This is a genomic window from Actinomadura decatromicini (assembly GCF_008121305.1).
In the GTDB taxonomy this organism is placed as follows: Bacteria; Actinomycetota; Actinomycetes; order Streptosporangiales; family Streptosporangiaceae; genus Spirillospora; species Spirillospora syzygii.
Map to the genome: position 1 here is coordinate 556,111 of NZ_VSRQ01000002.1, position 15,899 is coordinate 572,009.

Sequence of the window (15,899 nt, forward strand, 5' to 3'; positions counted from 1 at the left end):
CGACCTGGGGGCAGCCTCCAGCCGCACCACCGGCCAGTGTCGCGGCCCGGCCGTACACTCGGGGGTGGAGGTGCAGCTCATGCGGATTGACCAGGCATACCAGCCGATGACCTTGGTCGACCTGGCTCTTCATCTGGCGGGTAGTCGAGATGACGAGACGCGGTGGCGGCTGATCGCCGAGTTCCTCGAAGAGTTCAAGCATGAGCCGCCGATCGAGCGTCTGAGGCTTCTCGCGGAAGAGCCCGCGACGACCGGCGATCAACACTGGGACGTGTTTCTGGCGGCACTGGCCGAACATCTGGCGTCCCGGGACGGGCGGGGTGCCGCCTCCTGGGCCGAGTCCCGCCATCTGTACCGGTTCTGGTTCCCCTTCAACACCCGTGCCGCCAGGGTTGACGCCATCGTGCACGCTCCGGCCGCGTTCCGTCGGCGCGGTGTGTTCATCGCACCGCAGGAACTGGAGGTCGCGTGAGCGACTCCGAACCGCTCCTCGACCGCGCCGCCATTGAGAACGTCCTCCGTTCGCTCGGCGATCGCCTGGCGCGTCGAGGCGTGGTCGCCGACATCTACGTCGTCGGCGGCGCGGCGATGGCGCTGGCCTACGACGCCCGCCGCTCCACCCGTGACATCGATGCGGTCTTCGAGCCGCACGGCATCGTGCTAGAAGAAGTTCGCGCGGTCGCCCGAGAACTTGGCCTGCCGCAGTGGTGGCTTAACGAACAGGCGAGCGTCTACGTTGCCCCAGGTGGGGATCCCGCTGCCACGCGCGTCTTCGACCACCCGGGACTGCGGGTCTCAGCAGCCTCGCCCGAACACCTTCTCGCGATGAAAGTGCTCGCGGCCCGCCGCCGCGACGCAGAAGACATCCGCTTCCTGATCCGTCACCTTCGCCTCGGTTCTGTGAAGGACGTCTTGTCCTTGTGCGCCGACGTCTTCCCAGAAGAGCCGGTACCTGACCGAGCACGGCTGATCTTGGAAGACCTGTTCGAGGCTGGCTGATGTGATTGCCCGCGCTGGCGGTGGCCGTTGGTCAGTGGTCGGTGCAGGCGGGGACTTCGGTGGGGCGGCGGTGTTCCAAGGCGTCGCGTAGTTGGGCTCGGCCTCGGTGGATGCGGGAGCGGACGGTGCCGAGCTTGACGTTCAAGGTGGCGGCGATCTCTTCGTAGGAGAGGCCCTCGATGTCGCAGAGGACGACGGCCGCGCGGTATTCGGGGGCGAGGTCGTCCAGGGCGCGCTGGATGTCGGCGTCGAGGTGGCGGTCGTCGTACGCCTGGGCTGGGGTCGGCTCACGACCTTGGAGGCGCTCGGCGGCGTCGTCGCCCAGGGCGTCGAAGCGGATCCGCTGCTTGCGCCGGGCCCGATCCAGGAACAGGTTGGTGGTGATGCGGTGGAGCCAGCCTTCGAACGTGCCGGGGCTGTAGGACGACAGAGAACGGAAGACCCGGATGAAGACGTCCTGGGTCAGGTCCTCGGCGTCGTGCCGGTTGCCGGTCAGCCGGTACGCCAGCCGGAACACCCTGGTCGAGTGTTGGCTGACGATCTCCTCCCACGTCGGCGGGGTCCACGCCATAGCGCCTGCGCTCACCACTACCCCCGTCTGATACTGAATCGTTACGGCCAAGCATGCCGGTACCCGGATAAGAGCCGTGTAAGAACCGGGTGCGTGGCCGGATGAGGCGCATCTCGATTCGGTACCGGTGTGACCGATCTCATTGGACGGAATGCCAACAAGGATTGAGTCGCCGTCCGTCCGGGGCGAGGATCGGGGCAGTCCCACCCCCGAGACGCGAGGACGTGGCATGGCTCGTAGCTACAACCCGGCCGACCTGCTGGAGCTCCTGGCCGCGGCGGGGCCGGACCGGCCCGCGCTCGTCGCGGGGGACGTCCGCCGGACGTTTCGGCAGCTCAACGAGCGTGCGAGCCGGGTCGGGCACCATCTCGCGGCGGCCGGGGTGCGGCCGGGAGAGCATGTCGCGATACTCGCTCACAACCGGGCCGAGTGGATCGAGTCGATGCTCGGGGCGTTCAAGATCCGGGCCGTGCCGGTTCCGGTGAACTACCGGTATGTGGCGGCGGAGCTGCGGCACGTGCTGGCCGACTCCGACTCCGTCGCGCTGATCGGGGAGCGTTCGCTCTTGGCGAAGGCGCAGGAGATTCGGGGTGATCTGGCGAAGCTGCGGCATGTGATCGTCCTGGAGGACGGGGCCGATGGCGAGATTCCGGACGCGGTCGAGTACGAGAAGGCGCTCGCGGAGGCCGATCCCGGCGACGACTTCCCGGAACGCTCCAACGACGACCGCTACATCATGTACACGGGCGGGACGACGGGATATCCCAAGGGCGTCGAATGGCGCGTCGAGGACATCTTCTTCGGCGCGCTCGGCGGCGGGAACGTCCTCGGCGACCCGATCGGCAGCCCGGAGGAGATCGCCGCCAACGCCGAGCAGCCCGCGACGGCCGTGCTCGACTGCGCGCCCGTCATGCACGGCGCCGGGCAGTGGGTCGCGTTCATGGGCCTGTTCGGCGGGTCGAAGGTCGTCCTCTACACCGACCACGCTTTCGACGCGGGGAAGGCGCTGCGGCTCGTCGCCGAGGAGAGGGCGAACGTGTTGATGCTGGTCGGGGACGCGATGGCGTGGCCCGTCGCGCGGGCGCTGGCCGAAGGCGAGTACGACACGTCGTCTCTGATGGGGATCGCGTCCGGGGGAGCGCCGCTGACGGACGGCGCGAAGAAGGCGCTTAGCGAGCGACTCCCGAATGTGGTCTTCCTCGACAACTACGGCGCCTCGGAGACGGGCGCGTGCGGTCCGTCCGTGGGCGGCAAGGAGGGGACGGCCCGGTTCGACATGAACCCTGACGTCGCCGTCCTGGACGACGACCTCAACCCCGTGGCACCCGGCCAGATCGGACGGCTCGCCCGCAAGGGACACATCCCCATCGGCTACTACAACGACCCCGAGAAGACCGCGTCGACCTTCTTCACCGCAAGCGATGGCACCCGCTGGTCGGTTCCCGGCGACTTCGCCAGCCTGGAGGAGGACGGCACGATCGTCCTCCTGGGCCGGGGCTCCCTCGTCATCAACACGGGCGGAGAAAAGGTCTACCCGGAGGAGGTCGAGGTCGCGTTGAAGGACCACCCGGACGTGTACGACGCGGTCGTCGTAGGCGTCCAGGACGAGCGGTTCGGGCAGCGCGTCGCCGCGGTCGTCGCGCCGCGTCCCGGCGCGACGGTCACCCTGGACGCGCTGACGGAGTTCTGCCGCGGCCGGCTCGCCGGATACAAGCTGCCGCGCCAGATCACGGTGGTGGACGAGGTCCGCCGCACCGCCGTCGGGAAGTCCGACTACAAGTGGGCCCGCAGCGTCCTATAAAACGGGCGCGTCTCCCCCAGACGCGGCTTATACCACGTCCTGCCACTTTTTCCCCGGCCGCACCGGTCAAGAAATGATGGATGCGGACGGGGCGTGGGCTGACCGCGTCCGGGCGATTGACTCCGCATGGACGGGGATCGGCCGGCACCGCTCGCGCGCCGCTATCGCCTTCTCACCGTCGTCGGCCGGGGCGGCATGGGGACCGTCTGGCGCGCCTACGACGAGACGCTCGACCGGGACGTCGCCGTCAAGGAGGTCCACCTCCCGAAGCGCATCACCGAGGCCGAGCGCAAGGCGATGTGCAGGCGGCTGCTGTCCGAGGCGCGGGCGACCGCCGCGCTGAAGCATCCGGGCGTGGTCGCCGTCCACGACCTCATCATCGAGGGCGGACGCCCGTGGATCGTCATGGAGTTCCTGAAGTCGTGCTCCCTGAACAGGCTGGTCACCGAGGACGGTCCGCTCGGCCCGCGCCGGACGGCTGAGATCGGCGCGGCCGTCCTGTCCGTACTGCGCGCGTCCCACGCCGCCGGGATCGTGCACCGGGACGTCAAGCCCAGCAATGTCCTGGTGTGCGACGACGGGCGGGTCCTGCTCACCGACTTCGGGCTCGCCGTCTACGCGTCCGGTGGACGGGAGACCGTCGACACCATGCCGGCGGGCATCGAAGGCTCGCCCGCCTACCTCTCGCCAGAGCGCGTGAACGGAGTGCCAGGGCTGGAGGCGTCCGACCTATGGTCGCTGGGCGCGACCCTCTACACGGCGGTTGAAGGGTTCTCGCCCTTCCTACGTTGCCACGCCCTCGCGTCCATGGTGGCGGTGCTGCTGGGCGACTACGCGCGTCCCGTGCGGGCGGGGCCGCTGACGCCCGTCATCGAGGGGCTGCTGCGGCAGCGGCCGGAGGACCGGCTGACCGCCGAGGCGACCGCCGACCTCCTGCGCGAGATCGTCGGCGAACTCCCGCAGCCGGGCATCACGCTTGCCGTCCCGCCCGCCCGCCGCCGCACGCTGCTGCGAAGGGTGCCGTGGGCGCGGCGCGGCTCGTGGGTGTCGCGGGACGCGGCGCGCTCCCGCGTCGTCCGGGGCCCGCGCGTGCCGTGGACGCTGCGCGGCGGGCGTCCGTCCGGAACCCGGCCCGCGCCGTGCGGCTCGCGGCGGGCCCGCGCCCGGCGGCGTCCGCGGAGCCTGCGGCCCGGCGCGGTGGCGGGCGTCGCCGTCCTCGCCGCGCTCGCGGCGGGCACCGGGACGTGGGCCGCGCGCTGGACGTCCATCGGCAAGAGCGACGCGGTCGCGCTCCGCGCGAGCGACACGGCCAAGACCGCCCGGTACCGGGAGGCGGGCGCGTACACGGTGCGCGTCCCGGCGGGATGGCGGGCGGAGCGGCACGGCTCGGCCGTCCTGTGGAAGGACGCCGGGACGGGACGCGCGCTGCGCATCTCGCCCGCTCCCGGCGACCCGTTGACCGGCCTGCGCGCGGCGGAGCGGAAGGCGACGGCGGAGCACCGCTTCCCCGGGTACCGCAGGCTGCGGCTCGAAGGCGTCCCGGACGTCGTCGCGGGCGGCGCGGAATGGGAGTTCACCTGGCGCGGCGGCGGGACGCGCCGCCGCGGGGACGACACGCGGCACATGCTGTGCGGCCGGGCGGCGGGGTACGAGTTCTGCTTCTCCGCGCCCGATCGGCGCTGGACGCCCGGCCAGCGTCTCTACGACGGAATCCTCAAGTCCTTCGACCCCGACAGGCCGTGACCCCGTAAGGCCGTGACCCCGTAAAGGCGGGACGGGTCAGGTCGACTGCTGGAGGCGGAGGAGGAACTCCGCGTTCGACGAGGTGCCCTTCATCTTCTCCAGGAGCTGCTCGACGGCCTGCTGCTTCTCCAGTCCCTGGAGAGCGCGGCGGAGGCGCCAGGAGAGGGCGAGCTCCTCGGGCGACATGAGCAGCTCGTCGCGGCGGGTGCCGGACGCCTCGATGTCGACGGCGGGGAAGACGCGGCGGTCGGCGAGGCCCCGGTCGAGCTTCAGCTCCATGTTGCCGGTGCCCTTGTACTCCTCGAAGAAGACGTCGTCCATGCGGGACCCGGTCTCCACGAGGGCGGTCGCGAGGATGGTCAGCGACCCGCCGTTCTCGATGTTGCGGGCGGCGCCGAAGAACTTCTTCGGCGGGTAGATCGCGGTCGTCGCGACGCCGCCCGCGAGGATGCGGCTGCTGGACGGCGCGGCGAGGTTGTAGGCGCGGCCGAGCCGGGTGATCGAGTCGAGCAGCATGACCACGTCGTGGCCCTGCTCGACGAGCCGCTTGGCCCGCTCCACGGCCAGCTCGGCGAGGGCCGTGTGGTCCTGCGCGGGACGGTCGAACGTCGAGTGGATCACCTCGCCGCGCACCGACCGCTGGAGGTCGGTGACCTCCTCGGGCCGCTCGTCGACGAGGACGACCATGAGGTGCACCTCAGGGTTGTTCTCCGCGATCGCGTTCGCGAGGGCCTGCAGCACCATCGTCTTGCCGACCTTCGGCGGCGACACGATGAGCCCGCGCTGGCCCTTGCCGACCGGCGCGACGAGGTCGATGACGCGGGTCGCGAGCGGGCCGGTGTCGAGGCGCAGCCGCTCGTTCGGGAAGAGCGGCGTCAGCTTCGCGAACTCGGGACGGCCGCCCGCCTCCTCCAGCGGGAGCCCGTTCACGGTCTCGACGCGGGCGAGCGAGCCGAACTTCTCCCGCGCGGACCTCGGCGGCCGCGCGAAGCCCGCGACGGCGTCGCCGGGACGCAGGCCGTCGGCCTTCACCTGGGCGAGGGCGACGTGCACGTCGTCCGGCCCCGGGTGGTAGCCGGACGTGCGGATGAAGGCGTGCTTCTCCTGGACGTCGAGGATGCCGTGGAAGGGGACGACCGGGGCCTCGGCGGCCGGACGGCGGTCGTTGTTGTTCTTGCGGGCGCTCTGCGCGGTGCTCTTTCCGGCGTTCTGCGCGGCGTTCTGCGCGTTCTGCGCGGCCACGCCGTGCGGCGCCTGGGTCTTACGGTTCGTGGTGGAACGGCCCGAGGGCGGGCGTTCGGTGGTGATTGTGGAAGTGGACATGCGGGTCCCTTCTCAGGCCGCGAAACGCTCCGCGCGGCCAGGGGTCGAGTCCTGCGTACGGCGGCTGCTCCCGCGGCGCGTACGCGAGGGGGATGAGAGGTATGCAGCTCGGTTCACCGGGCTGACGTCTGCTCCCTTTGGACGGCGGCCCGAAACGCCGTGCGCGTCTCGAACCGGAGAAGTCACCGGGCGCTCAGATGGCCCGGGGCGGGGAAGAAACGCCTCCGCCGCGAATCGCGGAAGTCCGAAGACGTTGCCTTGACAGTACAGCACTCCAGGGCGGTTTCGCATTCCCGGAGGTCGATGACTGTTTTCATGTAGCTGGTCCCCCTGTGGCCGGTGTCGGCGGACGCCGTGCCCCCCGGCTCGCGTCCGCCCGTGCCACTGATCGTTTCGTGCCTCGACCCCTTAAGACTGCCAGGAGGCCCCCAAGGTTCCTAGAGGGAGGAGGGCTCCGTACGATCGGCCGCGTGGACATCCGCGTGGACGCCGCCGACGGCGTCGGCACGATCACGATCGACCGGCCCGCGAAGCGCAACGCGATGTCGGCGGCCATGTGGCGGGCGCTCCCGCCCCTCCTGGACGATCTCGCCGCCGATCCCGGCGTCCGGGCGGTGGTGCTGACCGGCGCGGGCGGCAACTTCTGCGCCGGGGCCGACATCTCCGAGCTGGCCGACATCCACCGCGACGACGAGTCGCACCTCGCGACGGTCGCCGAGCGGGCGCTCGCCGCGTTCCCGAAGCCGACGCTCGCCGCGATCGAGGGGTACTGCGTCGGCGGCGGCTGCCAGCTCGCCGCGGCCTGCGACCTGCGGTTCGCGGCGGACGGCGCCCGGTTCGGCGTCACCCCGGCGCGGCTCGGCATCGTGTACCCGGCGGCGGCGACGGAGCGGCTCGTCCGGCTGCTCGGGCCGTCCGCGGCGAAGTACCTGCTGTACTCGGCGGACCTGATCGACGCCGCGCACGCCCTGCGGATCGGCCTGCTGGACGAGGTCGTCCCCGCCGAGGGGCTGCGCGCGAGGGTCGCCGCGTTCACCGCGACGCTCGCGTCCCGGTCGCTGCTCACGCAGCGCGCGACGAAGGAGATCGTGGACGCGGCCGCCGCCGGAACCCCGACCGCGGACGCGGCGAAGCGCTGGCTGGCCGAGATGGCCGCGAGCGGCGAGGTCGAGGAGGGCGTCGCCGCGTTCCTCGAACGCCGCGCGCCCGCCTTCAGATGGACGTCCCCTATCCGTTGAGCGCGGAGCGTGCGGGCACGTCGTAGAAGCGGCGCTCGTCCAGGCGCCGCAGCCGCCGCGCGGCGGCGGGCGGGTCGTCGAGCAGCCGGGCGGCGTCCGGGCGCAGCAGTTCGGCGAGCGGCAGCACCCCGCAGACCAGCGACTCCGGCGTCCGGACGACGAGCAGCGGCCCGAGCGTGGCGCCGCCGTGGTCGGCGTCGCGCAGGCCGTCGAGCAGCGCGCGGGCCTCGGACGTGTCCTCCGCGAACTCGCCGCGCAACGCCCGCACCAGCTCGATGAAGTCGCGTTCCAGGGCGCGCGGGCTGCGTCCCGACAGGTAGAGGCGGTCGCCGTCGGTCAGCTCGACGCGCAGCCCGTGGTGTGCCGCGAACCGCTCGTAGGGGCCGGTCAGCGCGTCCCGCGCGGACTCGGGCCGGACGGCCAGCGTCCCGCCGACGAGGTCGGCGGGCTCGGCGCCGAGGGACGCGGCGACCGCGTCGTCCAGCCGCCGGGCGAGGTGCGCGCGCAGCCCCGCGACCTCGGCGGACAGCGCCTCCACCGCCTCGCGCTGCCGGGTCAGGCGGGCGTTGACGTCCGGCACCATCCGCTCGTTGATCTGCGCGATCAGCGACCGGATCCGGACGTCGGCGGCGGCGAGCGCCTCGCGGTCGCGGTCCTGCTCGCGGGACAGCCGGTCGAGGCCCTCGCGCTGCGCCGCGCGGACGCCGTCCAGCTCCTCGCGGGTGCGTTTGAGCTCGCGGAGCTGGGTGCGGATGTCGGCGATCTCCGGCGCGCCCGGCGACCGCCTGCGCTCGAACGCCAGATACAGCTCCCGGCCCGCGATGGCCAGGCAGAGCAGGACCAGGACCACTTCCATCGAGCCCCGCCTTTCTGAGGGACGCCCCCGGAACCGGGTCGGGAGGGCCATCTCGCCGAGCAACCTAGTTCACCCGGCGCGCCCCGGCCAGATCCCCGGCGAGCGGACGCGGACGCCGGATCAGCGGTTCAGGTAGGCGAGGACCGCGAGGACGCGGCGGTTGTCGTCGCCCGTGACGGGCAGGTCGAGCTTGGCGAAGATGTTCGCGGTGTGCTTGGTCACGGCGCGCTCGGTGATGACGAGCTTCTCCGCGATCGCGGCGTTCGAGCGGCCCTGCGCCATCAGCTCCAGCACCTCCGACTCGCGCGGGGTGAGCCGGGCGAGCGGCGTGTCGCGGGTGCTGCTCGCGACGAGCCGGGAGATGACCTCCGGGTCCATCGCGGTGCCGCCCGCGGCGACCCGGCGGACCGCGTCCACGAACTGGGCGGCGTCGAACACCCGGTCCTTCAGCAGGTAGCCGATGCCGCCGCTGCCGTCCGCGAGCAGCTCCCGCGCGTAGAGCTGCTCGACGTACTGCGAGAGGACCAGCACGGGCAGGCCGGGGACGCGGCGGCGCGCCTCCAGCGCCGCCTGGAGCCCCTCGTCGGTGAAGGACGGCGGCAGGCGCACGTCGACCACCGCCACGTCCGGACGGTGGTCGACCAGCGCCTTGAGCAGCGAGGGGCCGTTGTCGACGGCGGCCGCGATCTCGAAGTCGTGCGACTCCAGGAGGCTGACCAGGCCCTCCCTCAGGAGGGCGAGGTCTTCGGCGAGGACAACGCGCACGGCAGCTCCAGCGTCACGATCGTCGGGCCGCCCACCGGCGAGCTGAGGGCGAGGACGCCGTCGAATGTACCGATCCGCCGTTCGATTCCGCGCAGGCCGGTGCCGTCCTCCATCCGCGCGCCGCCGCGCCCGTCGTCGGTGACGGTGATCCGCAGCATGCCGCGCTCGTACCGCACGTCGATCCACACGCGGGACGCGCCGGAGTGCTTGGCCGCGTTCGTGAGGATCTCCGACACCGCGAAGTAGGCGGCCGACTCGACCGGCGGCTCGGGCCGGCCCGGCAGCTCGACGTTCACCTCGGGACGCAGCGGGTGGTCCAGCGCGAGCGCCTTGACCGCGTCGCCGACGCCGCGGTCGGCGAGCACCGGCGGGTGGATGCCGCGGACGAGGTCGCGCAGCTCGCTCAGCGCCTTCGCCGACGACGCCCGCGTCTCGGCGAGCAGGATCCGCGCCTTCTCCGGGTCGCGGTCGAGCAGGTGCTCGATCGCGCCGAGGCTCATGCCCATCGCGACGAGCCGGGCCTGCGCGCCGTCGTGCAGGTCGCGCTCGATGCGGCGCAGCTCGGCGGCGGAGGCGTCCACGGCCTCGGAGCGGGACTCCTGGAGGTGCCGGACGCGCAGCGCCAGCTCCGACTTCCTCGTCGGGCCGAGGAGGAGGCGCCCCCAGTGGCCGTACACGGTCAGCATCTTCGGGCCGATGAGGTAGCCGACGACGATGCAGACCGTCGCGACGATCACCGTGGACACGATGCGCTCGGCGTCCCGGTCGTAGCCGGGCTCGACGTGGATCCACGTGTACCAGTCGCTGCCGCCGTAGTGGCCGATCAGCCCGCCCGCGAACGTGGCGAGCGCGTACCCCCACACCCCGTACAGGATGAGCATCCCCGGCAGCGCCGCCGTGAACAGCGCCACCACCGGGTCCGCGACCACCCACAGGTAGTCGCGCCACGTCGCCGGGTCGGACGCCAGCCCGACGAACCGCTTGATCATCCCCATCACGCCGGGCTCGGTCTCCTGCTCCGGCAGGTAGGGGCGCTGGACGCGGACGCCCGTCCACTTGTTGATCCGGGAGCGGTAGGCGTCGAGCTGGGTGCGCAGCAGCATCGCCGCCGACGGGAACAGCAGCACCCCGACGAAACTCGTGATCATCGAGACGACCGTGATGAACCACAGGCCGACGAGCGTCGCGGGCACGCTCAGCAGGTACAGCGCGAGGCCGCGCCAGGGCGCCCTGGCGTGCCGCTGCAGCCTGGTCTCTCTCACCGTTACGCCGTTCACCGGGTTCCTCCGCAGGTCGGGTGCCGTCCTGAAGACGAGTCTTCCGGCCGGCGGCCACGGCCACAGTGTGCCCGCAACCCGGACATGGGGTGTACTCAGCTACACCCCGGACGCCGCCGGAAAGAGGAGGAACCGCGCCCGCGGACGCGAGGAGCCATTGCGCGGTTCACCCGATCTGCGCCCTTTTCCCGGCCTCGCGCGGCGCAAGGAAATCCATGCCGAGTTGTTGTTCATCATTGACGGAAAGTCCGCCGGGGCGCGAGACTTCTTCCTGAGAGATTCCCGAGAATAGTGCCCGGAGGGCGTTCCGTCACCTCCCGTTACGGGCTCTCCCGGCGGCGCATTCGATCATGACCAATTCGGGGTCCGGGGCCGGTTCGACCGGCGAATTCAGCGCATTTTCCATGGTGTCGCAGGATATAGCTTAGTTCTATGGCCTAATGACATTGCCAGGATCCGCTTCGCCGATCAATGATGGTTGCTGCATTCGAGGCGCGGCTCCGCTGCGCCTCGTCCGCGTATTGCCCGCCGGCGACGCAGTACGTGATCCACCACGCTCCCAAGGAAGTGCGATCATGAGGATTCGCAAGCACACCCTCGCCCTGGTCGGCGTCAGCGCCGCCGCGCTCGCCCTGTACGGCGGCGCCGGCTCCGCCTTCGCCGGAACCACCGGCGACGAGAAGCCGAAGCCCCCCGTCACCTGCAGTCTCAAGGCCGACGCCGGCCCCTTCGTGGCGGCGTCCTGCATGGGCGAGGGCGCGGTGCAGCTCAACGTCGTCTGCCCGGCCGAGAAGACCATGGACGGCACCATCAACATGTTCATGGGCCGCTCGACCCTGCTCGACAACCGTTGCGCCAAGGGCCCGACGTTCGCCTCGCTCACGATGTTCGACATGAGCACGCACAAGCCGGGCGAGACCCTGGTTCCGCTGCAGGAGATCGCCTGACGCATTTCGTTCCCCGCCCCGCCGGGGGATGAAAGGCGACCGCTCTGAACCGGTTCGCATGACGGGTGCCGTCCGGCCGAACGCCTCGATCGTCCGGCCGGGCGGCACTCCCGTCCGTAAAGGCGATTCACCGGCCTCCTTCTAGGAGGCAAGTATCAACATCGAAAAGCCGAGGCGCGCTGAAAACGCCGCGCCGGGTGGGCGCTGCTCTATTTTCGGAGGGTCGCATGCTCGGACAAAGGAGTTGTGCATGCCCGCCCCCCGCCGTGTCGGCGTCGTCACCGGCGCCGTGCTCGCCCTGCTTTCCGGGACGGCCCTCCCCGCCGCCGCCGCGCCCCCGCCCGGGACCCGCCCGTCCGCGCCGATCATCGGCGGCACCGTCGTCACCGACGCCGAGGCCCCGTGGGGAGCGTCGATCTACCGCAGCGGTGGATCGTTCTCCTGCTCCGGCACGATCATCGCGCCGACCTGGGTCCTCACCGCCGCCCACTGCGTCGGCAGCGGCATCTCGGTCCGCGTCGGCAGCGTCTACCGGTCGAAGGCCGCCCCGGCGACCGTCAAGCGCTACGAGGTCGCGCCCGGCGCAGACCTCGCCCTGATCGAACTCACCGCGCCGCAGCAGGCCACGTTCTCCCAACTCGCCGACGCGGACCCGCCGGTCGGCTCGACCAACCAGATCTGCGGCTGGGGCTACACCGGCTCCAACGGCCCGGTGTCCGAGCAGCTCAAGTGCGCGGACGTCAAGGTCACGTCCACCACCTGCCGCGACTACCGGTACGGCCTGGCGCTGTGCAGCACCAAGATCACCGGCAATGCGTGGAGCGGCGACTCCGGCGGCCCGGAGCGCTACGACGGCAAGCAGGTCGGCGTCGCGTCCACGGCGGACGGCCGGGCGGAGCAGACCTACGGGAGCGTCCCCGCCAACCGCTCCTGGATTCGTTCGGTCGCGGGGGTCTGACCCGCGGCCGAGCGTGGTCTCTGGACGGCGTCCAGGCTCGGTGTGCCCGTGTCCCGGAGTGGGGGTGTACTCAGGTACACCGCCGGACGCCGTCTAGAGCCATGTCGCGGCGGTCCCCGCGTTCCTAGCGTCCATTGGTGTCACCCCGCACCGATGACTCCAGGGGACCCCATGAAACGCAATCTCGCCGCCGCGCTCGGCGGATGGAGCGCGCGGCACCGAAAGACGGCCGTGCTCGGCTGGCTGCTGCTCGTCGTCCTCGCCTCCCTGCTCGGCGGGATGTCCGGCCAGGTCACGATGGCGGACCACGAGCAGGGCAGCGGACGGTCGGCGCAGGCCGTGCGGATCCTCGACGAGGCCGGGATCGACGATCCCGACCAGGAGACCGTGCTGATCTCCGCGGCCACGGCGGGCGCGCCCGAGCTGGCCCGCGCGGCGGCGGACGTCCGGGCGAACGTCAAGGCCACCGGCAAGGTCACCGACCTGCGGCCGGACGTCGTGTCGAAGGACCGGCGGCACGTGATCGTCCAGTTCACGGTCAAGAAGGTCGCGGACGGCGCGCCCGACCCGCTGCCCGCCATCCAACAGGCCGTCAAGCAGACACAGCGCGGCAATCCGTCCGTCAAGATCGGGGAGTTCGGCGGGGCGACCGCCGACGCCTGGTTCGAGAACGCCCTAGGCGACGACTTCAAGCGGGCCGAGATGACGGCCGTGCCGCTCGCCATCGGGATCCTGCTCGTGGCGTTCGGCGCGCTGCTCGCCGCCGTCCTGCCGGTCGTGCTGGCGTTCACCGCGTTCCTCGCGGCGGGCGGGCTGCTCGCGGTCGCGAGCCACGCGCTGCACGTCGACCAGACGACCAACTCGGTGATGCTGCTGATGGGCCTCGCGGTCGGCGTCGACTACTGCCTCTTCTACCTCCAACGCGAGCGCGAGGAGAGGCGGCGCGGACGCGACCGGGAGACGGCCCTCGCGATCGCCGCCGCCACGTCCGGACGGTCCGTGCTGGTCTCCGGCCTCACCGTGCTGGTCGCGATGTCCGGGATGTTCCTGTCCGGGCTGCTGCTGTTCAAGGGTTTCGCGCTCGCGACGATCCTCGTCGTGCTGATCGCGATGCTCGGGTCGGTGACCGTGCTGCCCGCGCTGCTGTCCCTGCTCGGCGACAAGGTCGACTTCGGCCGCGTCCGCCTGCCCCGCCGGCGCCGCGAGGGGCGCGCCGGAGTGGTGGGGACGCTGCTGAGGCCCGTCCTCGCGCGGCCGGGGATCGCGGCGGTGCTCGCGGCCGGGCTGCTGCTCGCGCTGGCCGCGCCCGCGCTCGGCATGAAGACCGAGAAGCTCCGCCTCGACCAGCAGGTCCCGCCCGGCGAGGAGATCGCGCAGACCTACACGCGGCTTAACGCGGCGTTCCCCGGCAACCCGGAACCCGCCTTGGTCGTCGTGAAGGCGCCCGACATCGGCGCGCCCGCCGTGAGGTCCGCGATCACCGAGCTCAAGCGGCGGGCCGTCGCGTCGGGGGAGATGAACGAGCCGATCGACGTGACCGTCCACCGGAAGGAGAACATCGCGGAGGTCAAGGTCCCGCTCGCCGGGACGGGCTCCGACGCGGCCTCCAAGCACGCGCTGGAGACGCTGCGGGAGCGGATCGTCCCCGAGACGGTCGGGAAGGTCGCCGAAGCGCCCGTCACCGGGCAGCTCGCCTGGTCGACCGACTACAACGCGCAGTTGAAGAGCAGCATCGTGCCGGTGTTCCTGTTCGTCATGGGGATCACCTTCCTGCTGATGCTGGTCTTCTTCCGGTCGCCGCTCATCGCGCTGAGCGCGATCGTGCTGAACCTGCTGTCGGTCGGCGCGGCCTACGGCGTCATGGTCGCGGTGTTCCAGCACGGCTGGGGCGACTTCCTGGTCGGGACGACCGCCGCCGGGGCGCTGGAGTCGTGGATCCCGCTGTTCGTGTTCGTCGTCCTGTTCGGGCTGTCGATGGACTACCACGTGTTCGTCGTCTCGCGGATCCGCGAGGCCCACGACCGCGGGCTCGACACGGCGGCCGCCGTCCGGGAGGGCGTCGGCGCGACGGCCGGGGTGGTGACCAGCGCCGCCGTCATCATGATCGCCACGTTCGGGATCTTCGGGACGCTGTCCATGCAGGACTTCAAGCAGCTCGGCGTCGGCCTCGCGGTGGCGGTGCTCATCGACGCGACGGTCGTCCGGGTGGTGCTGCTCCCAGCCGTGATGTCCCTGCTAGGCCGCGCCAACTGGTACCTGCCGCGCTGGCTGGCCTGGCTACCCCGAATCTCGCACGGCGAGCCCCAGCCCCCGGAACCCGCGCCCCGAACGCTGGTCCCGCAGAACTGACCCACGCAACCAGCAGCACCGGGGTCACGGGTCGGGCGGCCGGAGGCCGCCAAGGCCGGAGGTCGCCCGACCCGCCGAGCGAGGGGCCGTTTTCCCGAGAGCGAACGCGATTCGGGAAAACGGCCCCTCGCGAGTGACGGGGGTTCCAGGGGGTCGCCCCCCTGGGAGTTACAGCGCGACGAAGGTCAGGCCGCGCTCCTTGAGCTTGGGGATGACGGCCTTCAGCGCCCGGTGGGTCTGCGACCGGTCGCCGCCGCCGTCGTGGCAGAGGAGGATGTCGCCGTCCTTGCCGCTCAGCAGCTCGCGGCGGATGTGGGCGACGCCGGGGCGGGCCCAGTCGCGCGGGTCGACGGCCCAGTCGATCGGGATCATGCCGTGCTCGGCGGTGAGTTCGAGGACGGTCTTCGACCACGCCCCGCCGGGCGACCGGAAGAACTGCGGGACGACGCCCGTGACGTCCGAGATCCGGCTCTGCGCGTCGAGGATCTCCTTGCGGACGCGCTTGCGCGGCAGCCCCGCGATCGTGATCGGATGCGTCTCGGTGTGGTTGCAGATCTGGTGGCCCGCGTCGGTGATGCGGCGGGTGAGCTTCGGGTACTCCTCCACCTGTTCGCCGATGACGAAGAACGTGGCGTGCACGCCGTGTTCGGCGAGGAGGTCGAGGATGCGCGGCGTCCACGTCGGGTTCGGGCCGTCGTCGATGGTCAGCGCGATCGACTTCGGCGGCGGCGGGGGCGACAGCTCGGTCAGCTCGCGCACCGGCGTCTCGGCCGCGGTGAGCTTCACCGGCGTCCAGGAGGCGGCCCGCGGGGTCGGCGTCGGCGTCGGAGTCGGGGTGGGAGACGGATTGATCACCGGACGGGCGCGCGGCGTCGCCGCCGTGGGCGGTACGCGCCGGGCTCCGCCGTGCGGATGGACGCTGTCCGAACCGAGCGCGGTGAGGCCCGCGGCACCCATCAGCCAGAGCGCCCTGCGGCGGGTCAGATGAGTCGCCAAGGCGGCCGGGTCAACCTCCACAAGTCCCACGCTATCGAGGTTTTCCGGGGTAGGAGCACGCTATGGGATCTTCGGC

The 15,899-nt window shown here is 71.5% G+C and carries 13 protein-coding genes and 1 pseudogene; 8 read left to right on the forward strand and 6 right to left on the reverse strand.

Annotated elements, in window-relative coordinates; translation table 11 throughout:
- Positions 1–79 precede the first annotated feature (79 nt).
- Entirely contained in the window at positions 80–472 is a 393-nt protein-coding gene (locus FXF68_RS10265; RefSeq protein ID WP_148758686.1) for a hypothetical protein, read from the forward strand.
- Positions 469–999, forward strand: a complete 531-nt coding sequence (locus FXF68_RS10270; RefSeq protein ID WP_148758687.1) for a DUF6036 family nucleotidyltransferase — start codon at positions 469–471, stop codon at positions 997–999. The genes FXF68_RS10265 and FXF68_RS10270 overlap by 4 nt, the downstream gene beginning before the upstream one ends.
- Before the next feature lie 31 nt (positions 1,000–1,030).
- Here the strand turns inward: FXF68_RS10270 and sigE are convergent, their stop codons facing one another.
- The gene (gene sigE / locus FXF68_RS10275; protein WP_083981410.1) at positions 1,031–1,570 is read right to left on the reverse strand and encodes an RNA polymerase sigma factor SigE; all 540 of its coding nucleotides are present in this window, start codon (positions 1,568–1,570) and stop codon (positions 1,031–1,033) included.
- 229 nt (positions 1,571–1,799) lie between these two features.
- Here sigE and FXF68_RS10280 point away from each other — a divergent pair, with 229 nt between their 5' ends.
- Positions 1,800–3,371 (forward strand): acyl-CoA synthetase, encoded by a 1,572-nt coding sequence (locus tag FXF68_RS10280; protein ID WP_148758688.1) that lies wholly within the window; start codon positions 1,800–1,802, stop codon positions 3,369–3,371.
- 126 nt (positions 3,372–3,497) lie between these two features.
- Positions 3,498–5,114 carry a serine/threonine-protein kinase gene (locus FXF68_RS10285; protein WP_148758689.1) on the forward strand — a complete coding sequence of 539 codons (1,617 nt, stop codon included), beginning with the start codon at positions 3,498–3,500 and terminating at the stop codon, positions 5,112–5,114.
- A gap of 36 nt (positions 5,115–5,150) precedes the next feature.
- Here FXF68_RS10285 and rho read toward each other — a convergent pair.
- Positions 5,151–6,245: pseudogene (gene rho / locus FXF68_RS10290) on the reverse strand (transcription termination factor Rho); the annotation flags it as partial.
- 662 nt (positions 6,246–6,907) lie between these two features.
- Between rho and FXF68_RS10295 the strand changes: the two are divergent.
- The gene (locus FXF68_RS10295; RefSeq protein WP_246178612.1) at positions 6,908–7,675 is read left to right on the forward strand and encodes an enoyl-CoA hydratase/isomerase family protein; all 768 of its coding nucleotides are present in this window, start codon (positions 6,908–6,910) and stop codon (positions 7,673–7,675) included.
- Here the strand turns inward: FXF68_RS10295 and FXF68_RS10300 are convergent.
- The 3 genes from FXF68_RS10300 to FXF68_RS10310 all read right to left on the reverse strand — a co-directional run bounded on the left by FXF68_RS10300 (position 7,665) and on the right by FXF68_RS10310 (position 10,573).
- Positions 7,665–8,531: a hypothetical protein gene (locus FXF68_RS10300; RefSeq protein ID WP_148758692.1), complete on the reverse strand. Its 867-nt coding sequence runs from the start codon at positions 8,529–8,531 to the stop codon at positions 7,665–7,667. The genes FXF68_RS10295 and FXF68_RS10300 overlap by 11 nt on opposite strands.
- 120 nt (positions 8,532–8,651) lie before the next feature.
- The gene (locus tag FXF68_RS10305) at positions 8,652–9,296 is read right to left on the reverse strand and encodes a LuxR C-terminal-related transcriptional regulator (protein ID WP_148350405.1); all 645 of its coding nucleotides are present in this window, start codon (positions 9,294–9,296) and stop codon (positions 8,652–8,654) included.
- Positions 9,260–10,573 carry a sensor histidine kinase gene (locus FXF68_RS10310; RefSeq protein ID WP_246178613.1) on the reverse strand — a complete coding sequence of 438 codons (1,314 nt, stop codon included), beginning with the start codon at positions 10,571–10,573 and terminating at the stop codon, positions 9,260–9,262. The genes FXF68_RS10305 and FXF68_RS10310 overlap by 37 nt, the downstream gene beginning before the upstream one ends.
- 575 nt (positions 10,574–11,148) lie before the next feature.
- Here FXF68_RS10310 and FXF68_RS10315 point away from each other — a divergent pair.
- From FXF68_RS10315 to FXF68_RS10325, 3 genes are all read left to right on the forward strand, one after another.
- Positions 11,149–11,520: a hypothetical protein gene (locus tag FXF68_RS10315; RefSeq protein ID WP_148758694.1), complete on the forward strand. Its 372-nt coding sequence runs from the start codon at positions 11,149–11,151 to the stop codon at positions 11,518–11,520.
- Positions 11,521–11,770: 250 nt separating this feature from the next.
- Complete coding sequence (locus tag FXF68_RS10320) at positions 11,771–12,478, forward strand: S1 family peptidase (protein WP_148758695.1); 708 nt, start codon at positions 11,771–11,773, stop codon at positions 12,476–12,478.
- Positions 12,479–12,649: 171 nt separating this feature from the next.
- Positions 12,650–14,827, forward strand: a complete 2,178-nt coding sequence (locus FXF68_RS10325) for an MMPL family transporter (RefSeq protein WP_148758696.1) — start codon at positions 12,650–12,652, stop codon at positions 14,825–14,827.
- Positions 14,828–14,995: 168 nt separating this feature from the next.
- On the opposite strand, the gene FXF68_RS10330 is transcribed toward FXF68_RS10325, so the two are convergent.
- Positions 14,996–15,844 carry a polysaccharide deacetylase family protein gene (locus tag FXF68_RS10330; RefSeq protein ID WP_246178614.1) on the reverse strand — a complete coding sequence of 283 codons (849 nt, stop codon included), beginning with the start codon at positions 15,842–15,844 and terminating at the stop codon, positions 14,996–14,998.
- Positions 15,845–15,899 lie beyond the last annotated feature (55 nt).